Consider the following 16,913-nt stretch of genomic DNA (forward strand, 5'->3'; position numbering starts at 1 on the left):
AGCCACCGCTCGGTGGGCCACAAAGCTGGCCCATCATCAGCGCTGGCTCGTCGTCCATTCTGCATTTATGGTGATCCGGTACGGGGCGCAAGTATCCTGTCCGGGTCGGCAAAGATTTATGTTTGAACTCGAATCGCCGCGCCCATGCAGCGTCCTGCCGACTGAAGTGTGTCATTGGCGAGTAACTGGAGCAGTGGAGGCAGGATTGGACATGCATATCGACAATCTGCTTGTGTCGACGAAGTTTTCGCCGCCGCGGATTGGCACGCAGACGATTCCTCGGCAGAGGCTCCTCGACGAATTTCAGCTCATGACCCAATGTCGGGTGGGGCTGGTGGTCGGCAGTCCCGGCTATGGCAAGACCACCCTGCTGGCGCAGTGGCGCCAGGCGATGATGCGCGACGGCACCGAGGTGGCCTGGCTGTCGCTGAGTGCCGACGACCGGCAGCTTTCGGTATTCTTCGCCTACCTGCGTGGCGCGCTACAGCGCCTGGGGATTCCGCTCGACAACCGCATCCCACTGGAGTCGGCTCGGCCGGAGTTCGTCGATGCCATGGTTGCCAGCATCGTCGACGGCGCCGCTAGTCTGACCAAGGAACTGTACCTGGTGATCGACGATTACCAGCACGTGACTGATCCCCGCGCCCATCTGCTGATGCAGAAGCTGCTCGATCATTGTCCGGACAACCTGCATTTCGTGATTGCCTCCCGCGTCGGGCCACCGCTCAGCCTGAGTCGCCTGCGGATGATGGGGCAGGTGGTGGAACTGGACTGTGTCGGCCTGCCGTTCGAGGCGGGCGAGACCCGTGCATTTCTTGAGCAGAACCTGCCGGCGCTGAAGTTGAGCACCGAAGAACTGCAGCTCATTCATGAGCTGACCCGCGGCTGGCCCGCGAGCCTGCAGTTGATCGTCATTCTGCTGCGCAGCAACCCCCAGGCACGTGGCACCCTGCGCGAGCTGGTGTGGCGCTCCGATGATCTGCATACCTACCTGGCGGAGGACGTGATGATCCATCTGCCGGCGGATCGGGCCGCTTTCATGGAAAGCATCAGTCTCTGCCGACGCTTCAATGCGTCGCTGGCCGAGGCGGTGACCGGCAGCGCGAATGCCCAGGAGATGCTCAAGCGGCTCGACGAAGAAAACATGCTGATCTTCCGCGTCGAGTCCGATGACCGGCAGCCCTGGTATCGCTTTCACCCGCTGTTTGGCGAGTTCCTTTCGACGCGCCTCGAACAGCGCGATCCGGCGCTGGTCAGCGAGCTGCATAGGCGCGCGGCGCATTGGCTGGCCGAGCACCGTCTGCTGGCTGAAGCGGTGCGGCACGCCACTCAGGGCGGTGATCTGGAGTTCGCCGCCCTGGTAATCGAGCGTGCGGCTCCGGCCTCCTGGAGCCTGGAGCAACTCGGCCCGTTGTTGCGTCTGCTCGATCGCCTGCCCCAGGAAGTGCTGTTTTCCCGGCCGCGATTGGTCTTTCTCGGGTGCATGGCCTACGCGTTGACCGCCAGGCCGGGGAAGGCCGAGCTCTGGCTCGAACAGTTCCGCCGCAGCGGCGCGGTGCAGCAGGCCGACGAGGATTTCCGTGTGCCCCTGGTGCAGGCGGCGATTGAAATCCAACGGGACCGCACCGACCCGGTGATCGGTCTGCTGGAGCGTTTTCAGGCGCTGTCCAACGACTACCCGGTGACCCGTTATGGCGCGCCGATCCTGCTGGCCATCGCCTACTCGGCGGCGGGGCGGCACGCCGATGCGCTGCGCTGTCTGGAGCAGAATCCGATCATCGAGGCCGATCGCGACTCGGAGTTGTCGCTGGTCTCCGAAGGCACGCGGATGCTCTGTCACATGCTCGAGGGGCGCATCGCGGATGCCGAGCGGGTGGGTGTCGCCCAACTGGAGCGGGCGATAGCGCTGCATGGCTTCCGCTCGGTGAGCGCCTACCTGAGCGCAGCGAACCTTGCCGAGGTGTACCGCGAGCAGGATCGTCTCGACGAATCGCGGGAGATCTTGGCGAACCGCGAAAGTCTGCTGCAGTGGGCGATGCCGCAGACCATGCTGCTGGCCAGTATCTGCCAGGCACGTCTGGTACTGATCCAGGAGTCGGCCGCCGCTGCCCTGGCGTTCCTCGAGCGTCAGGAGCGGCATTTCCGTAATCTCGGCCTGGACCGCGCCTTGGTGCACTGCCTGGCCGAACAGGTGCGTATCGCGCTGCTCGGCAACGACCGCGCCCTGGCCGCGGAGCATGCCGCGCGAGTCGATGCCCTGGCGGCTGGCTATGCGCAGGCGCGCGGCTTTCAGGCCGAGATTCCGGCCCTGGCGGCGCTGACCCGGGCCCGGGTGCTGCTGGCCACCGAGCTGCCGCAGCAGGCGCTCGAGGTCTTGGAAGCCGTGCGCTGCTACACCTCCGAGTACCACCGCGAGCAGTGGGATGTCACCGCCTTGCTGCTGATGGCCCAGGCCAACCCGCAGGATCTGCAATGGCTGCGGCAGGCAGTCGAGGCCGGCGAGCGCCTGGGGTTGGTGCGCACCTTCCTCGACGAGGGCCCGGCAGTGCAACGTCTGCTGGCCTCATTGGCCGAACAGCTGCCGCCAGGCAAGCAAGCTGACTACGTGCGGATGCTGCTGGCGCGATTCGGCCAGGACCAGGCGCCGCACTCCGTTGAATCGGACGGCGCCGGCGCACCCGCGGTGCTGACGCCCCGCGAGCTGGCCATCCTGCAGCTGATCGGCCAGGCCATGTCGAACAAGCTGGTGGCGCTGAAGCTGAACATTTCGCTGGAAACAGTGAAATGGAATCTGAAGAACATCTACGCGAAGCTTGGCGTTTCCAGCCGTTACGACGCGATTTCCTGGGCCCGCAAGCACGACTTGATCGAGTGATCCGCAGGCCCTGAACGAGGCCTGCGGCATCCCACTCAGTGGGAAGGTCGGTTGTCCCTGAGGCAATGTGCCGGAATCCCGATCAGCAGGAGCAGCGCGCCCAGCACCATCACTGCGGCCATCACATCGAACGCCAGGTAAAGACTGCCGGTAGCGGACTTGATCGCTCCGACGGCGGCTTGGCTGAGCACCCCGGCGAGGTTGCCGAGGCTGCTGATGATGGCGATGCCACCCGCCGCGCCGGCGCTGTTGAGTAGCGCTGGCGGGATCGTCCAGAACAGCGGGATCGCCGACAGCGCGGCGGCTGCGCCAAGGCTCATGAGGAAGATCGATAGCACCACATTGCCTTGCGCCAGGCCGAGCAGGGCGAAGCTACCCGCGCCAACCAGCATGGTCAGGGCGAGGTGCCAGCGCCGCTCCATGTGCCGGTCGGAACTGCGTCCCAGCAGGTACATGGCGCACAGGGCGACCAGGAATGGCAGGGCGGCGAGCATGCCGATCAGCTTCAGGTCTTCCAGGCCGAAGCCGCGGATCAGCGTCGGTATCCAGTAGGTCACGGTGTTCGAGCCGCTGTAGATGCAGAAGTACACCAGGCCGGCGATGTACAGGCGGGGATCGCGCAGCACGCCGCCGAAGTGACTGCGCACGGTGTGTGGCTCACTGGATGTGGACTGGGCGATCTGGCGCTTCTCCTCGTCGCTCAGCCAGTTGGCCTGCTCGGGACGGTCGGTCAGCCAGAACCAGCCGAATACGCCGAGGAGGATGGCCGGTGCACCGGTCAGAATGAACAGCACCTGCCAGTCGTTGAAGCCCAGCCAGCCGTCCAGGTGGGCCATGATCACGCCGGACAACGGTCCGCAGATGATCCCGGCAACCATCGCCGACATCAAGAACGCGGCAGTGACCCGCCCGCGCAGGGACGCGGGTAGCCAGTAGGTCATGTACAGGATCACCCCGGGAAAGAATCCGGCTTCCGCCACGCCGAGCAAAAAGCGCGCGGCTATCAGTTGGTTGGCGGTGGTGACGAAGGCGGTCGCCACGGTCACCATCCCCCACAGCACCATGATGCGAGTCAGGGTTTGGCGCGCGCCGACCCGCTGCATATAGAGGTTACTGGGCACCTCGAAGAGGATGTAGCCGAGGTAGAAGATCCCTGCGCCGATGCCATAGGCGGCGTCACTGAGCAGGATGTCTTCGGCCATGCGCAGCTTGGCGAAGGACAGGTTGATCCGGTCGATGGCGTTGATGATGAAGGCCAGCAGCAGAAAGGGCATCAGTCGCCACAGCACCTTGGCGTAGACAGTCTTCGGCACGGGTGGCGCGATGGCGGTGGTCGGGTACTGCTCAAGGGTGTCGCTCATGTGTCGCTCCTGCGGGTGGCCCGCTTGTTGTTCTCGAGAGGGGCGTGACGGCGGGTATGCAGTGCTGACGGTAAATGCGTCCTCAAGGCCGTAGGGCGAGTATAGGGACGACCAAGGGACGGCCTTTCCGGATCGCGTATTTTTATAACAAATTGATTTTTAATGAAAAAAAATCAATCTGCGGTGATGGCAGACAGCCCCTTCCGTGTTCCGGGCATGGTGCCGGTGCGATGCAGGTGGAGCGGCGTGGATCGAGCCGCCCGCCAGGTAGGGAAGCGGGCGGTGGAGGGCGGCGGGTGTCGCCTCAGCAATGCCGTCGCAGCCAGGCGAGGCCACCCCAGCGCCCCCCAGAAAAGGAAGGTGCACACTAGGCGCCGTCCAGTGCTTCCTATGCGCTCTGGGTTGGTTTCTGCCGGCTCAGGTTTGTTTCGTCGTCGATCTGCCACAACAACAAAAAACAAGGACACCGGACGATGCGAAAGACCCTGCTACTGTTGTGCCTGCTAAATCCCCTACTGGCCAGTGGAAACGCGCTTGATGCGCAGCGCTTGAGCGAAATCGACAGCCGCAGCAAGCTGCTCTGCGCCAGTGCCATGGCCTACTTCGATCCGCGCGAGCGCGAGCCCGACGCTCGCGGTCTGACGTCGGTGTACCACAACCTCATGGCACTCGATACGCTGGCGGTCCAGATGGGTGGCTCGGAGTCATTGCACCGCCCGCTACAGACCATGAGAACAGTGTTCGAAACTCTTGAAGGACTGCCTCGGGAAGACGCGGCGCAGTTTCCGCTGCTGGTTCGTCAGTTGCTGGAGGCGAGGGATGCACTGCAGCAGATAGCCCTCGCTACCCCCACGAATGCCCCCAGCGATCCCCTGGCGGAGGGGCTGGGCGCGCAGAGCAGGGCCCTGGCTTCGTTGCTGTTGGACTACCAATTGCGCGGCTACCCATTGCCCGATCCACAGCCCTTCGCGCTCAGCGGCGAGCAGGTCCAGCATTTCGATGCCGAGGTCAGCCAACGCTTTGAACAACTGCAGGCCAGCTATCCACAGCACACCATGGCGCTGGGCAAGATAGACAACACCTACCGCTTCGTTAGGAGTCAGTTGCTACAGGGCAACGGTCACCTCAGCGGAGGTGCCACCTTCTACCTCGACCGCGCCATCAGTGACCTCGACGACCTCGCCGCGACCATCAGCGAGTGAGGTGCCAAGCTCATTGAGCGCACCGGCCTGCGACGGCGTTCGACCGGTTCTGTCGAAAAGGTCGGCGTCGTCGCGGTTCGCTCGCACGAAGCTGAAAGACCTGCTGATTGCCCGGCGAAATCCGGGGGTGGTTAACAGACCATTCAGATCGAAGGTACGCTCCACTGGCGGCTCTAATGGAGACGCACCAGTGTCAGAACTGTTCGTCGTCCATCGCCAGCACGACATCGCCGCTCTGCAGCACGACAGATACCAGACCGTTGGCACGGACCAGCAGGTGCTCGGCGTAGAAGCGCGCGGTGTGCAGTTTCGCCTGATAGAAGCCTGCGTCGCCGCCTTGCGCCAGATGCTGCTGCGCCACTTGCGCGGCGCCTGCCAGCTGCCAGCCACCGGCGACCAGACCGAACAGCTCGAGGAACGGTACCGAACCGGCCAGGACCCTGGCCGGGTGGTCGCCGTACTGCGCGACGATGAAAGCGATTGCCTGCTCCAGGGCGTCGATGCCGTCGCCCAGCGCCTGGGCGATGATCAGCAGCGTCGCATCGTCGCCGCTGCGCAGCTGCGCCTCGACCGTGCGCATGCGCTCGATCAGCGCGCGGATGGCCTGGCCGCCGTCGCGGGCGATCTTGCGACCGACCAGGTCGGCGGCCTGAATGCCGGTGGTGCCTTCGTAGATGCTGGTGATCCGCGCATCGCGCAGGTGCTGGGCGGCGCCGGTTTCTTCGATGAAGCCCATGCCGCCGTGGATCTGCACGCCGAGCGAAGCGATGTCGATGGCGTTCTCGGTGCCGCAGCCCTTGATCACCGGGATCATCAGGTCGACGAAGGCCTGCGCTTGCTGGCGCTCGGAGGCGTCGGCATGGCGCTGGGCGATGTCCATCGCCACCGCCACCTCGCAGGCCAGCGCGCGCATGGCCTCGGTACGCGACTTCATCGACAGCAGCATGCGGCGCACGTCCGGATGCCGGATGATCGCTACTTTATCGCGGCTCTTAACCCCCAACTCGCCGCCTTGTACGCGATCACGGGCGTAGGCGACGGCGCGCTGGTAGGCACGCTCAGCCAGGCCGATACCTTCGATACCGACCGAGAAGCGCGCGGCGTTCATCATGATGAACATGTACTCCAGGCCGCGGTTTTCTTCGCCGACCAGCCAGCCGGTGGCGCCGCCTTTGTCGCCGAAGGCGAGTACCGCAGTCGGGCTGCCGTGGATGCCGAGCTTGTGTTCGATGGACACGCAGCGCACGTCGTTGCGTGCGCCGAGGCTGCCGTCGGCATTGATCAGGAACTTTGGCACCACGAACAGCGAGATACCTTTCACGCCCTCCGGCGCGCCCGGTACGCGGGCCAGCACCAGATGGACGATGTTGTCGGTGAGATCGTGTTCGCCATAAGTGATGAAAATCTTCTGGCCGAACACCTTGTAGGTCCCGTCACCCTGCGGCTCGGCGCGGCTGCGCACGGCAGCCAAGTCGGAACCGGCTTGCGGTTCGGTGAGGTTCATCGAGCCGGTCCACTCGCCGCTGACCATCTTCGGCAGGTAGGTTTCCTTGAGGTGCTCGGAGCCGCGCAGTTCGATGGCTTCGATGGCACCACGGGTCAGCATTGGGCACAGTCCGAAGGACACGTTGGCGCCATTCCACATTTCCTCGACCAGCGCCGAGACCAGGCGCGGCAGGCCCTGGCCGCCGAACTCCGGCTCGCAGGACAGGGCGTTCCAGCCACCCTCGACGAACTGCGAGTAGGCCTGCTTCCAGCCGGAAGCGGTGCGCACCTCGCCGTCGTTCCAGCGTGCGCCTTCGCGGTCGCCGATCACGTTCAGCGGCGACAACACTTCACCAGAGAAGCGGCCGGCCTCGGCGAGGATGGCATCGACCAGATCGCTACCCAGATCCTCGCAGCCGGGCAGGGCGGCGATGCGCTGCAAGTGGCCGAGTTCGTTGAGGAGGAACTGCATGTCGCGTAGGGGGGCGGTGTAATCAGTCATGGACGTTGTCTCTCAATAATCAAAGAAGCCACGGCCGCTCTTGCGACCGAGCCGGCCGGCCGCGACCATCTCGCGCAGGAGCGGTGCAGGGCGGTATTTGGGATCGGCGAAACCATCGTTGAGCACCTGCATGATCGCCAGCGTGGTGTCAAGGCCGATCAGGTCAGCGAGTGCCAGCGGGCCGATCGGATGGTTGCAGCCCAGGCGCATGCCAGTGTCGATGTCTGCAGCACTGGCCACGCCTTCCTGAAGAACGAACACCGCTTCGTTGATCATCGGAATCAGTAGGCGGTTGACCACGAAACCGGGACCGTTGCTCACGCTGATCGCGGTCTTGCCGATGTGTTCGGCGAATTCCAGGGCGAGCGCGTGGGTGGCATCGCTGGTCTGCAGGCCGCGAATGACTTCCACCAGCGTCATCACCGGCACCGGATTGAAGAAGTGCAGGCCGATGAAGCGCTCCGGCCCGCGCACCGAACCGGCCAGTTCGGTGATCGAGATCGACGAGGTGTTGGTCGCGATCAGGGCGTTGGCCGTTACCTGGGCATCGATCTGCGCCAGGATGCGACGCTTGAGTTCGAGGTTCTCGGTGGCCGCCTCGATGACTAGGTCGGCGTCGGCCAGGCTGGCGTAATCGGTGCTGGTCCGGATGCGGCCCAGTGTGGCGTCACGCTCGGTGGCGCTCAGCCGCTCCTTCTTCACCAACCGTTCGAGGTTGCTGGCGAGGGTCTGCAGGCCGCGCTCGAGGGCCGCGTCGGATATGTCGATCATGGTCACGGACAGGCCGGCAGACGCGCATGTCTGGGCGATGCCATTGCCCATGGTGCCGGCGCCGATGACGGCGACTTTCTGAATGGTCATGCTGGTTTCTCCTGTTTTAGCGCGCGACTCGCACCTGAATATGCAAACCCTGTTGCCGGTGTTGCGGCCATGGACTGCTCCCGGATTGCATCCGGGCTACGGCTCCCACGTAGGTTGGGCTGAGCCCGCGATGCCCAACGGGCGATTGTGAGCCCAACCCTGCTGCTGGGTATTTGCCAATGTAGGGCGGGTGCAACCCGCGGTGCGGGCTGTTGAATTGCTATGCGGGTTTCACCCGCCCTACGGGTCAGGCTCTTTCGATGGCCAGGGCCACGCCTTGGCCGCCGCCGATGCACAAGGTCGCCAGACCTTTTTTCGCATCACGTTTGATCATTTCATGCAGCAGGGTCACCAGCACGCGGCAGCCCGACGCGCCGATCGGGTGGCCGAGGGCGATGGCGCCGCCGTTGACGTTGACCTTGCTGGCGTCCCAGCCGAGCTCCTGGCCGACCGACAGGGCCTGCGCGGCGAAGGCTTCGTTGGCTTCGATCAAGTCCAGGTCGGCCAGCTGCCAGCCGGCTTTGGCCAGGCAGCGCTGAGTCGTCGAGACCGGGGCGATGCCCATGATCGCCGGATCGACGCCAGCGTTGGCGTAGCCGGCAATGCGCGCCAGGACCGGCAGGCCGAGGGCTTTGGCCTTGTCGGCGCTCATTAGCAGCACCGCGGCGGCGCCGTCGTTGAGGGTGGAGGCGTTGCCGGCGGTGACCGTGCCGTCTTTCTTGAACGCCGGCTTGAGCTTGGCCAGCGCTTCGGCGCTGGTGCCGGCGCGCGGTTGCTCGTCGGTGGCGAAGCTGAGCGGCTCGCCCTTGCGCGACGGGATCAGGATCGGGGTGATTTCATCCTTGAAGCGGCCACCTTCGATGGCGGCCACGGCTTTCTGCTGCGAGGCGGCGGCGAAGGCGTCCTGGGCTTCACGGCTGACGCTGTATTTTTCCACCAGATTCTCGGCGGTAATGCCCATGTGGTAGTCGTTGAAGGCGTCCCACAGGCCGTCCTGGATCATCGTGTCGACCAGTTTGGCGTGGCCCATGCGCAGGCCGGTGCGCGCGCCGGGCATGACGTAGGGGGCCAGGCTCATGTTCTCCATGCCGCCGGCGATCACCACCTCGGCGTCGCCGCAACGGATCGCCTGGGTGGCCAGGTGCAGGGCTTTCAAGCCGGAGCCGCAGACCTTGCCGACCGTCATCGCCGGCACTGCGTGCGGCAGGCCGGCCTTGATCGCGGCCTGGCGGGCGGTGTTTTGCCCGGCGCCGGCAGTCAGCACATGGCCGAGCAGCACCTCATCCACTTCGCTGCCGTTCAGGCCGGTCTGCTCCAGCAGGCGTTTGATTACCGCAGCGCCCAGTTCGACGGCGGGCACGCCGGCCAGGGAGCCCTGGAAACTGCCGATGGCGGTACGGGTGGCGGCGACAATGACGACTTCTTGCATATGTGCTCCGAGGCATAGGAAACCAATAGGTGAACTATGCCTTGCACGTGGCCCATTTCCCCCACTCGTCGAGAGTGGGGGAAATGGGCTGCTGCCCTGATCATTGCAATCAAGTGGAGCTGGCGACGCCTCAGCAGAACCGCAGGAGCCTTCGCGCTACGTTTCAGCATGGCTATGTACCCGTTAAGTGTTGCACAGCTCTGTTGTAGGGCGGGTTAGCCGCGTAGCGGCGCAACCACCGTCGTCGCCCTGGGCAGCGGTTTCCAGCAGGGCTGGCGGGTTACGCCTACGGCTAACCCGCCCTACGAATCTAGTCTTGCAACACGTAACTGGGATATAGCCTTCGTTATGGCGCTTTCTGCTGGCTCCTCAGGAAGTCCTGCACCAGGTTCGAGCGGTCGAACGACTTGGCGGCCTGCACTGGCGGGTACTCGGCCAGGGTTTTCAGGTGCGCGCCGATCAGCTCGCTCATCGGTCCCGAGATCCACGAGTTTTTCTGGATCAGCTGGCCGTAGGAGTCTTTGCTGTCATAGCTCTCGAACGGGTCGCTGCGCAGGTTGAACATCAGCGGGGCAAACCGCGGCTGCACAGCGGCGTAGTAGTCCTCCTTGGTGGAGAAGTGCATCTTCCACGGACCCATGCGCACGGCGGTGAGCTTGCTCTCGATGTAGTAGAGCATGCTGGTGCGCTTGCTCTCTGGCGACTTGCCGGACCAGTAGTCGAGGTTGTTGATGCCGTCGATGTACTGCTTCTTGTCTTTCTTCACCTGCTCGGCCACATCCGCCACACCGGCCGCGGCGGCCAGGCTGGTGAACATGTCCTGGTGCGCCTGGATGCCGTTCTTGATCTGCCCCGGCTGGACCATGCCCGGCCAGCGCAGCATCGAAGGCACGCGCACACCGCCCTCGTAGGTGGTCATTTTCTCGCCGCGGAAGGGCGTGGTCGCGCCGTGCGGCCAGGAGGAGTGTTCCGGGCCGTTATCGGTGGAGTACCAGACGATGGTGTTTTCATCCAGGCCGTTGGCCTTGAGGAAATCGAGTACCTGGCCGATGTCGTGGTCGTGCTGCAGCATGCCGCTGCCCTGGGTGTCGTCCTCATGGGTGTACGGTGCGGCGGCGGTGCGCCATTTGTCGTTGAGGCGGGTATACAGGTGCATACGGCTGGTGTTGAGCCAGACGAAGAAGGGTTTGTCTTCCTTTTTCACTTTGCGCATGAAATCCAGCGCCATGGGAATCACTTCGGCGCCGTCGAAGTCTTCCATGCGCTGCATGGTAAGCGCTCCGGTGTCCTTGATGGTCTGCTTGCCGACGGGGCCGAAACGCGGGTCTAGCGTCGGGTCGTCCTTGTCGCTGGCGAAGGTGTGCAGCACACCACGGGTGGCGAACTTCTTGGCGTAGGCCTCCGGGCCGCCGGGATACGTCTTGGCGTAGTTCTGGTAGTCCAGATACTCGCTCTGCTCTTCGGTATTGAGGTGGTAGAGGTTGCCGTAGAACTCGTCGAAGCCATGTACCGTCGGCAGGTTGGCGTTGTTGTCGCCCAAGTGGTTCTTGCCGAACTGGCCGGTGCGGTAGCCGGCCTGCTTCAGCACTTCAGCGAGACTTGGCGAGGCGGCCTGCAGGCCGAGCTTGTCACCCGGCAGGCCCACGGTGGTCAGCCCCGAGCGGATCGGGTACTGGCCGGTGATGAACGCCGCACGACCGGCGGTGCACGACGGCTGCCCATAGTGGTCGGTGAAGCGAATGCCCTGCGTGCCGATGCTGTCGATGTTCGGTGTGGTGTAGCCCATGGTGCCCATGCCGTAGGCACTCACGTTCTGCCAGCCGATGTCGTCGCCCCAGATCACCAAAATGTTGGGCTGGTCCGCGGCCTGCGCCAGTGGCGCGGCGAGCAAAGCGCCGGCCAGGGCCAGACGCTTGATGTGTTTGAGCATGAAGTCTCTCCCGTGAACGTTAATGCCTAAAGCTGGGTTGTTTAGCCGCGCAGCGCCTCGACCAACTGCTCGCGCAGTTCCGGTCGTTCGGAATAGGGATCGGGCGGGTTGCGCTGCTCGACAATCGCCTCGAAGCGCTCGCGCACCGATCCCATGGCGTGGGGATGCGAATAGATGTAGAAGCCACCCTGGTGAATCGCCTCGAAGGTCAGCTGGGCGATCTGCTCGGCGCTGACCTTGGCGGAGCCGGTGGCCTTCTGATTCTGGGCCAGGGCGATCGCCTGCGAGCGGGTCAGGCCAGTGGCGTTGGCCAGCTCACCCGGACGATTCCGCGCGGACTGGCTGATGCCGGTGGGCACAAAGTACGGGCAGAGCACCGAGCAATGCACCTGCTCGGAGACCAGGGCGAGGTCGTGGTAGAGCGTCTCGCTGAGCGATACCACGGCCTGCTTGCTGAGGTTGTAGGCGCCCATGGTCGGTGCGTTGAGCAGCCCGGACATCGACGCGGTGTTGATAATGTGCCCCTCATAGCCAGGATCGGCCGCGGCAGCGGCGAGCATCAACGGGGTGAAGATGCGCACCCCGTGGATCACGCTGCGCACGTTGACGCCCAGCACCCAGTCCCAATCCTTCTCGCTGTTCTCCCAGACCAGGCCGCCGGCGAGCACGCCGGCGTTGTTGAACAACAGGTGCACTGCGCCAAACTCAGCGATGGCCGCATCGGCCAGCGCTTGGATCTGCTCAGACTGGGAGACGTCCGTGCGCAAGCCGATCACCGCGGCGCCGCGGGCGCGTAGTTCGGCCACCGTGGCGTCGAGCGCCTCGGCCTGGATATCGGCGAGTACCAGCTTCATGCCAAGGCCGGCTGCCATCTCGGCAAAGGCCTTGCCGAAACCCGAGGCCGCGCCGGTGATCACCGCTACGCGGCCGTTGAAGTCGTTCATTCGGCGACCTCGATAGTCTCCAGCGCACGGCGCAGTGCCTCCGGCAGCGGCACCGGGCGGCGCGTCACGCGGTCGACGTAGACGTGGACGAAGTGGCCCTGGGCCGAGGCCTCGGTGTTGTCGTTGGCGTACAGGCCGACCTCGTAGCGCACGCTCGAGGTGCCCAGACGGGTGACGCGCAGACCAGCGCGCACCAAATCCGGAAAGGCGATCGACGAGAAGTAGCTGCAGTGGGTTTCCACCACCAGGCCGACCGCCGGGCTGTCGGTGAAATCCAGCACGTTCTGCTCCAGCAGCCAGCCGTTTACCACGGTGTCGAACCAGCTGTAGTAGATGACGTTGTTGACGTGGGCGTAGACGTCGTTGTCCATCCAGCGCGTGGTGATGTCGCGGAAGTAGCGGTATTCGCTGCGGTTATGCGGTGCGGGTTTACTCATGGCTTCAGGCCTCCTGCTTCATGCGGCGCACGCGGATGTCCGCCTGCTCTTTGTGTCCAGACATATGCTCGTAGCCGCACAGGCGCGAGCAGTACTCGCCGACCATTACGCTGGCCGCGTCGGTCAGTACGCGCTGGTAGGTGTGGGTCTTGATGAACTTGCCGACCCACAGCCCGCCGGTGTAACGGCCGGCGCCCATGGTTGGCAGCGTGTGGTTGGTGCCGATCACCTTGTCGCCGTAGCTGACGTTGGTGCGGTGGCCGAGGAACAGGCCGCCGTAACTGGTCATGCGCTGCAGGTACCAATCCGGGTCCTTGGTCATCACCTGCACGTGCTCGGAGCACAGCCGCTCGGAGACCTCCAGGGCTTCCTCGTCGCTGTCGCACAGGTAGATCTCGCCGAAGTCGCGCCAGGCGACGCTCGCCACCGGTGCGGTGTCCAGGCGCGCCAGCACCAGTTCGATGGCAGCCGGCAGTTCCTCGGCGATCTTCTGGCTGGTGGTCACGCAATAGGCCGGCGAGGTCGGGCCGTGTTCGGCCTGGCCGAGCAGGTCGACGGCGACCAGTTCGGCGTCCACCGTGTCGTCGCAGATCACCATGGTCTCGGTCGGGCCGGCGAACAGGTCGATACCGACGCGGCCATAGAGCTGGCGCTTGGCTTCGGCCACGAAGGCGTTGCCCGGGCCGACGATCATGTCGACGCCGGTGATGCTCTCGGTGCCGATGGCCATCGCCGCGACCGCCTGCACACCGCCGAGGCAGTAGATCTCATCGGCGCCGGCCAGGTGCATGGCGGCGACGATCTCTGGGCAGGGCTGGCCTTCGAACGGCGGCGCGGCGGCGATCACGCGCTTGACGCCGGCCACTTTGGCGGTGAGCACGCTCATGTGCGCGCTGGCAATCAGCGGGTACTTACCGCCGGGGATGTAGCAGCCGACCGAATTGACCGGAATGTTGCGATGGCCGAGCACCACGCCCGGCAGCGTCTCGACCTCGACGTCGTGCATCGAGTCCTTCTGGATCTGCGCGAAACGGCGGATCTGCGTCTGGGCGAACTTGATGTCGTCGAGCGTCTGCTGCGACAGGCCGGCGATGCAGGCGTCGATCTGCGCCTGGCTGAGGCGGAAGCTGTCCGGCGACCAGTTGTCGAACTTCGCCGAGTACTCACGCACCGCCGCGTCGCCGCGCTCTTCGATGTCGGCGAGGATACCTTCGACGGTGGCGCGTACCTGCGCCTGGTTGCTGGCCTTGGCTTGGGCCGCCTGGCCTTTCTTGAGCTGTTGGATCATGGCAATTACCTATAGCTTTCCAGGGAATGCCGCCTCAGGCGGCTTGAAAAACGGGGACTGGCGGCCGGGCGACCGTCAGGACGATGAATGCGGCCAGCAGGTACAGGCTCATCACCAAGTACAGGCTGTAGGCCGTGCCGCCGCTGGCGGCGTTGAGGGCGTTGGTAACCGACGGGCTGATGGCGCCGCCGAGGTTGCCAAGGCTGCTGACCAGGGCGATGCCGGCCGCCACCGAGGCGCGTGGCAGGTAGTCGGAGGTCAGGGCGAAGAACACCGGGGTGACCGAGGTGAGGCCGAGTACGGCCAGGCACAGGCCGGCCAGCGAGAGGCCGAGCTGACCCTCGGCCAGGGCGATCAGTGCCATGCCGCTGGCGGCCGTCAGCGCGCCGGCGGTGAAATGCCAGCGGCGCTCGCCGTGGCGGTCGGAACTGCGGCCGAGCAGGATCACGCCGGCAATGGCGAAGAGTTGCGGCAGCGTGGCGTAGAGCCCGATCTCCAGCACGTCGGCGACGCCCCAGCTCCGGATCAGGGTCGGCGTCGAGAAGGCGATGAAGTAGGTCCCGGCGACCATCAGCACATAGACCAGCGACAACGTCCAGACCTTGGGATCGCCCAGCAGGTCGCGCAGCGAGCCGTGGTTGGCCTTGCTGGCCGACTGGCTTTCGGCGTCGAACTGCTGGCGCAGCCGGACTTTCTCCTCGGCGCTCAGCCAGGCTGCCTGTTCGGGGCGGTCGACGAGGACGAACCAGGCCAGCAGGCCGAGTAGCGGGGCAGGCAGGCCCTGCACCAGGAACAGCCATTGCCAGCCGTGCCAGCCGTTGATGCCGTCGAGGAACTTCATGATGACGCCCGACAGCGGCCCGGCGATCAGGCTGGCGATGATGGCGCCGAGCAGGAACACTGCGATCATCCGCGCGCGCCGCGCCGGTGGGTACCAGTAGGTCAGGTAGAGCAGGGCGCCGGGGGTAAAACCGGCTTCGAAGACGCCGAGCAGAAAGCGCAGCACGTAGAACTGCGTCGGCGTCTGCACGAACATCATCGCCATGGCGACGATGCCCCAACAGACCATAATGCGCAGCAGCGTCTTGCGCACACCGGCCTTCTCCAGCAGCAGGTTGCTTGGCACTTCGAACAGCAGGTAGCCGATGAAGAAGATTCCCGCGCCCAGGGCGTAGACGGCGTCGCTGAAGGCCAGCGTCTCTTTCATCTGCAGCTGCGCATAGCCGATGTTGATGCGATCGAGGAACGCCACCACGTAGGCGACCATCAGCAGCGGCATGATGCGCCAGCTGATCTTGCGGTACATCGCACTGTCGTCGGTGGACTCTGTCGGGTTCATGCCTGTCTCCTGGTTTTCTTGTTGTTGTGATGGGTTTGCCGGGGCTGTGTGCTAGGCGGAGGAGCGAATGACCAGTCGCCCCGGCACTTCGCGCAGCGCTTCGGCCACGCTGCCGCTCGGGCGGCCTTCATCGAGCAGCCGAATGACGCAAGCGATCATCTCGCGCACCGGTTGGTGCACCGTGGTCAGGTCATTCTCCGCATAGGCGGCGGCACGGATGTCGTCGAAGCCAACTACGGCCACGTCCTCGGGCACGCGCAGGGAAGTGTTCAGGCGCAGGTGGCTCAGCACGCCGAGGGCCATTACGTCGTTGGCGCAGAACACCGCATCGATGGCGGGCTGGCCGGCGCCAAACAACTGGGCCGCCGCGTCTCGCGCTCCTTCGTAGCTGTACCCGCCCTGCACGCAGGCAACCGGGCGTTGGCCGTGCATGGCCAGGCCGTGCTCGAAGCCGCGCAGGCGGTCAGCCGTGGTGGAGATGTTCGGATCGCCGGAGACGAAGGCACAGGCGCGGCGATTTTTGCCCACCAGGTACTCGGCCACCGCAGCTCCCATGCGCTCGTTATCGCAGCACACCGACCAGACGGTCGGGTCCTCGACGCGGCGGTTCATGAACACCACCGGAACACCCTGGCGCCCGCACATATCCGACATGTGCGAAGACAGCTTCGCCGCGGTCACCACGATGGCATCGACCTGGTACTGCAGCAGTTGCGGCATCAGTTCGTCCGCGTCGCCACCTGGCTGCACCACGAAGAGCAGCAGCTGGCGGCCGGTCTGCTGCAGTTGCAGCGAAAATTCCTCGATGGCGGCGGGGTAGAACGGGTTGAGCATGTTGCCGGTGACCAGCGCGACGATGCCGGTCCGTCGCTGGTTCAGCGAGCGGGCAATGGCATTGGGCCGATAACCCAGCTCATTGGCCATGGCGAGGATGCGCTGGCGCAGCTCAGCGGAGATGCGCGACTGCTTGTCGAACGCTCGGGTGATGGTCGACGTGGCAACCCCGAGCCGTTCGGCAAGGACCCTGGCTGTGATCCGCTGGCCAGCCGGAGCGACCGCACGGATTGGTTTGTCAGGAGAGGAAATGTTGCGAGCCATGTCGGGGCCTCAAGGGTTGTGCAATCGTGTGCACAGATGAGGCTCATGCTGCCGAGCTTTTGGGTTTCGTTGCCCACCCCAAGAGAGGGGGCCGTCGGTCGACGTCCAGCGAGCTTTCCTTCCAATCAGCGAAAAGCGAGGTGCTTCTTTGAATGAACAGGG

The 16,913-nt window shown here is 64.7% G+C and carries 12 protein-coding genes; 2 read left to right on the forward strand and 10 right to left on the reverse strand.

Annotation, left to right across the window (positions count from 1 at the left end; translation table 11 throughout):
- Nucleotides 1-310 precede the first annotated feature (310 nt).
- A complete protein-coding gene (locus NVV93_RS09480; RefSeq protein ID WP_258254184.1) occupies nt 311-2,875 on the forward strand; it encodes a LuxR C-terminal-related transcriptional regulator in 2,565 nt (854 codons plus the stop codon).
- Between the two features lie 35 nt (nt 2,876-2,910).
- Here the strand turns inward: NVV93_RS09480 and NVV93_RS09485 are convergent, their stop codons facing one another.
- A complete protein-coding gene (locus tag NVV93_RS09485; protein ID WP_258254185.1) occupies nt 2,911-4,236 on the reverse strand; it encodes an MFS transporter in 1,326 nt (441 codons plus the stop codon).
- A gap of 473 nt (nt 4,237-4,709) precedes the next feature.
- Here NVV93_RS09485 and NVV93_RS09490 point away from each other — a divergent pair, with 473 nt between their 5' ends.
- Nucleotides 4,710-5,438 carry a hypothetical protein gene (locus tag NVV93_RS09490; protein WP_258254186.1) on the forward strand — a complete coding sequence of 243 codons (729 nt, stop codon included), beginning with the start codon at nt 4,710-4,712 and terminating at the stop codon, nt 5,436-5,438.
- 193 nt (nt 5,439-5,631) lie between these two features.
- Here NVV93_RS09490 and NVV93_RS09495 read toward each other — a convergent pair whose 3' ends face one another.
- The 9 genes from NVV93_RS09495 to NVV93_RS09535 all read right to left on the reverse strand — a co-directional run bounded on the left by NVV93_RS09495 (nt 5,632) and on the right by NVV93_RS09535 (nt 16,751).
- The gene (locus NVV93_RS09495) at nt 5,632-7,425 is read right to left on the reverse strand and encodes an acyl-CoA dehydrogenase (protein ID WP_258254187.1); all 1,794 of its coding nucleotides are present in this window, start codon (nt 7,423-7,425) and stop codon (nt 5,632-5,634) included.
- A 12-nt stretch (nt 7,426-7,437) separates the two neighbouring features.
- Nucleotides 7,438-8,286, reverse strand: a complete 849-nt coding sequence (locus NVV93_RS09500; RefSeq protein ID WP_258254188.1) for a 3-hydroxybutyryl-CoA dehydrogenase — start codon at nt 8,284-8,286, stop codon at nt 7,438-7,440.
- Nucleotides 8,287-8,533: 247 nt separating this feature from the next.
- A complete protein-coding gene (locus tag NVV93_RS09505; protein WP_258254189.1) occupies nt 8,534-9,715 on the reverse strand; it encodes an acetyl-CoA C-acetyltransferase in 1,182 nt (393 codons plus the stop codon).
- Nucleotides 9,716-10,061: 346 nt separating this feature from the next.
- A complete protein-coding gene (locus tag NVV93_RS09510; protein WP_258254190.1) occupies nt 10,062-11,645 on the reverse strand; it encodes an arylsulfatase in 1,584 nt (527 codons plus the stop codon).
- Between the two features lie 41 nt (nt 11,646-11,686).
- Nucleotides 11,687-12,589: an SDR family oxidoreductase gene (locus tag NVV93_RS09515; protein ID WP_258254191.1), complete on the reverse strand. Its 903-nt coding sequence runs from the start codon at nt 12,587-12,589 to the stop codon at nt 11,687-11,689.
- Nucleotides 12,586-13,026: a thioesterase family protein gene (locus tag NVV93_RS09520; RefSeq protein WP_258254192.1), complete on the reverse strand. Its 441-nt coding sequence runs from the start codon at nt 13,024-13,026 to the stop codon at nt 12,586-12,588. Before NVV93_RS09520 ends, NVV93_RS09515 begins: the two co-directional genes overlap by 4 nt.
- 4 nt (nt 13,027-13,030) lie before the next feature.
- Nucleotides 13,031-14,314 carry a histidinol dehydrogenase gene (hisD, locus tag NVV93_RS09525; RefSeq protein ID WP_258254193.1) on the reverse strand — a complete coding sequence of 428 codons (1,284 nt, stop codon included), beginning with the start codon at nt 14,312-14,314 and terminating at the stop codon, nt 13,031-13,033.
- Nucleotides 14,315-14,348: 34 nt separating this feature from the next.
- Nucleotides 14,349-15,653 (reverse strand): MFS transporter, encoded by a 1,305-nt coding sequence (locus NVV93_RS09530; RefSeq protein WP_258254194.1) that lies wholly within the window; start codon nt 15,651-15,653, stop codon nt 14,349-14,351.
- Between the two features lie 51 nt (nt 15,654-15,704).
- Nucleotides 15,705-16,751 carry a LacI family DNA-binding transcriptional regulator gene (locus NVV93_RS09535; RefSeq protein ID WP_258254195.1) on the reverse strand — a complete coding sequence of 349 codons (1,047 nt, stop codon included), beginning with the start codon at nt 16,749-16,751 and terminating at the stop codon, nt 15,705-15,707.
- Nucleotides 16,752-16,913 lie beyond the last annotated feature (162 nt).

The sequence above is a fragment of the Pseudomonas sp. LS44 genome (assembly GCF_024730785.1).
Taxonomy (GTDB): domain Bacteria; phylum Pseudomonadota; class Gammaproteobacteria; order Pseudomonadales; family Pseudomonadaceae; genus Aquipseudomonas.

What these genes read in the sequence shown, in the direction of transcription:
- NVV93_RS09480 (WP_258254184.1), top strand. Translation starts at nt 311, where the DNA reads ATGACCCAATGTCGGGTGGGGCTGGTGGTCGGCAGTCCCGGCTATGGC.
- NVV93_RS09485 (WP_258254185.1), bottom strand. Translation starts at nt 4,236, where the DNA reads ATGAGCGACACCCTTGAGCAGTACCCGACCACCGCCATCGCGCCACCC.
- NVV93_RS09490 (WP_258254186.1), top strand. Translation starts at nt 4,710, where the DNA reads ATGCGAAAGACCCTGCTACTGTTGTGCCTGCTAAATCCCCTACTGGCC.
- NVV93_RS09495 (WP_258254187.1), bottom strand. Translation starts at nt 7,425, where the DNA reads ATGACTGATTACACCGCCCCCCTACGCGACATGCAGTTCCTCCTCAAC.
- NVV93_RS09500 (WP_258254188.1), bottom strand. Translation starts at nt 8,286, where the DNA reads ATGACCATTCAGAAAGTCGCCGTCATCGGCGCCGGCACCATGGGCAAT.
- NVV93_RS09505 (WP_258254189.1), bottom strand. Translation starts at nt 9,715, where the DNA reads ATGCAAGAAGTCGTCATTGTCGCCGCCACCCGTACCGCCATCGGCAGT.
- NVV93_RS09510 (WP_258254190.1), bottom strand. Translation starts at nt 11,645, where the DNA reads ATGCTCAAACACATCAAGCGTCTGGCCCTGGCCGGCGCTTTGCTCGCC.
- NVV93_RS09515 (WP_258254191.1), bottom strand. Translation starts at nt 12,589, where the DNA reads ATGAACGACTTCAACGGCCGCGTAGCGGTGATCACCGGCGCGGCCTCG.
- NVV93_RS09520 (WP_258254192.1), bottom strand. Translation starts at nt 13,026, where the DNA reads ATGAGTAAACCCGCACCGCATAACCGCAGCGAATACCGCTACTTCCGC.
- hisD (WP_258254193.1), bottom strand. Translation starts at nt 14,314, where the DNA reads ATGATCCAACAGCTCAAGAAAGGCCAGGCGGCCCAAGCCAAGGCCAGC.
- NVV93_RS09530 (WP_258254194.1), bottom strand. Translation starts at nt 15,653, where the DNA reads ATGAACCCGACAGAGTCCACCGACGACAGTGCGATGTACCGCAAGATC.
- NVV93_RS09535 (WP_258254195.1), bottom strand. Translation starts at nt 16,751, where the DNA reads ATGGCTCGCAACATTTCCTCTCCTGACAAACCAATCCGTGCGGTCGCT.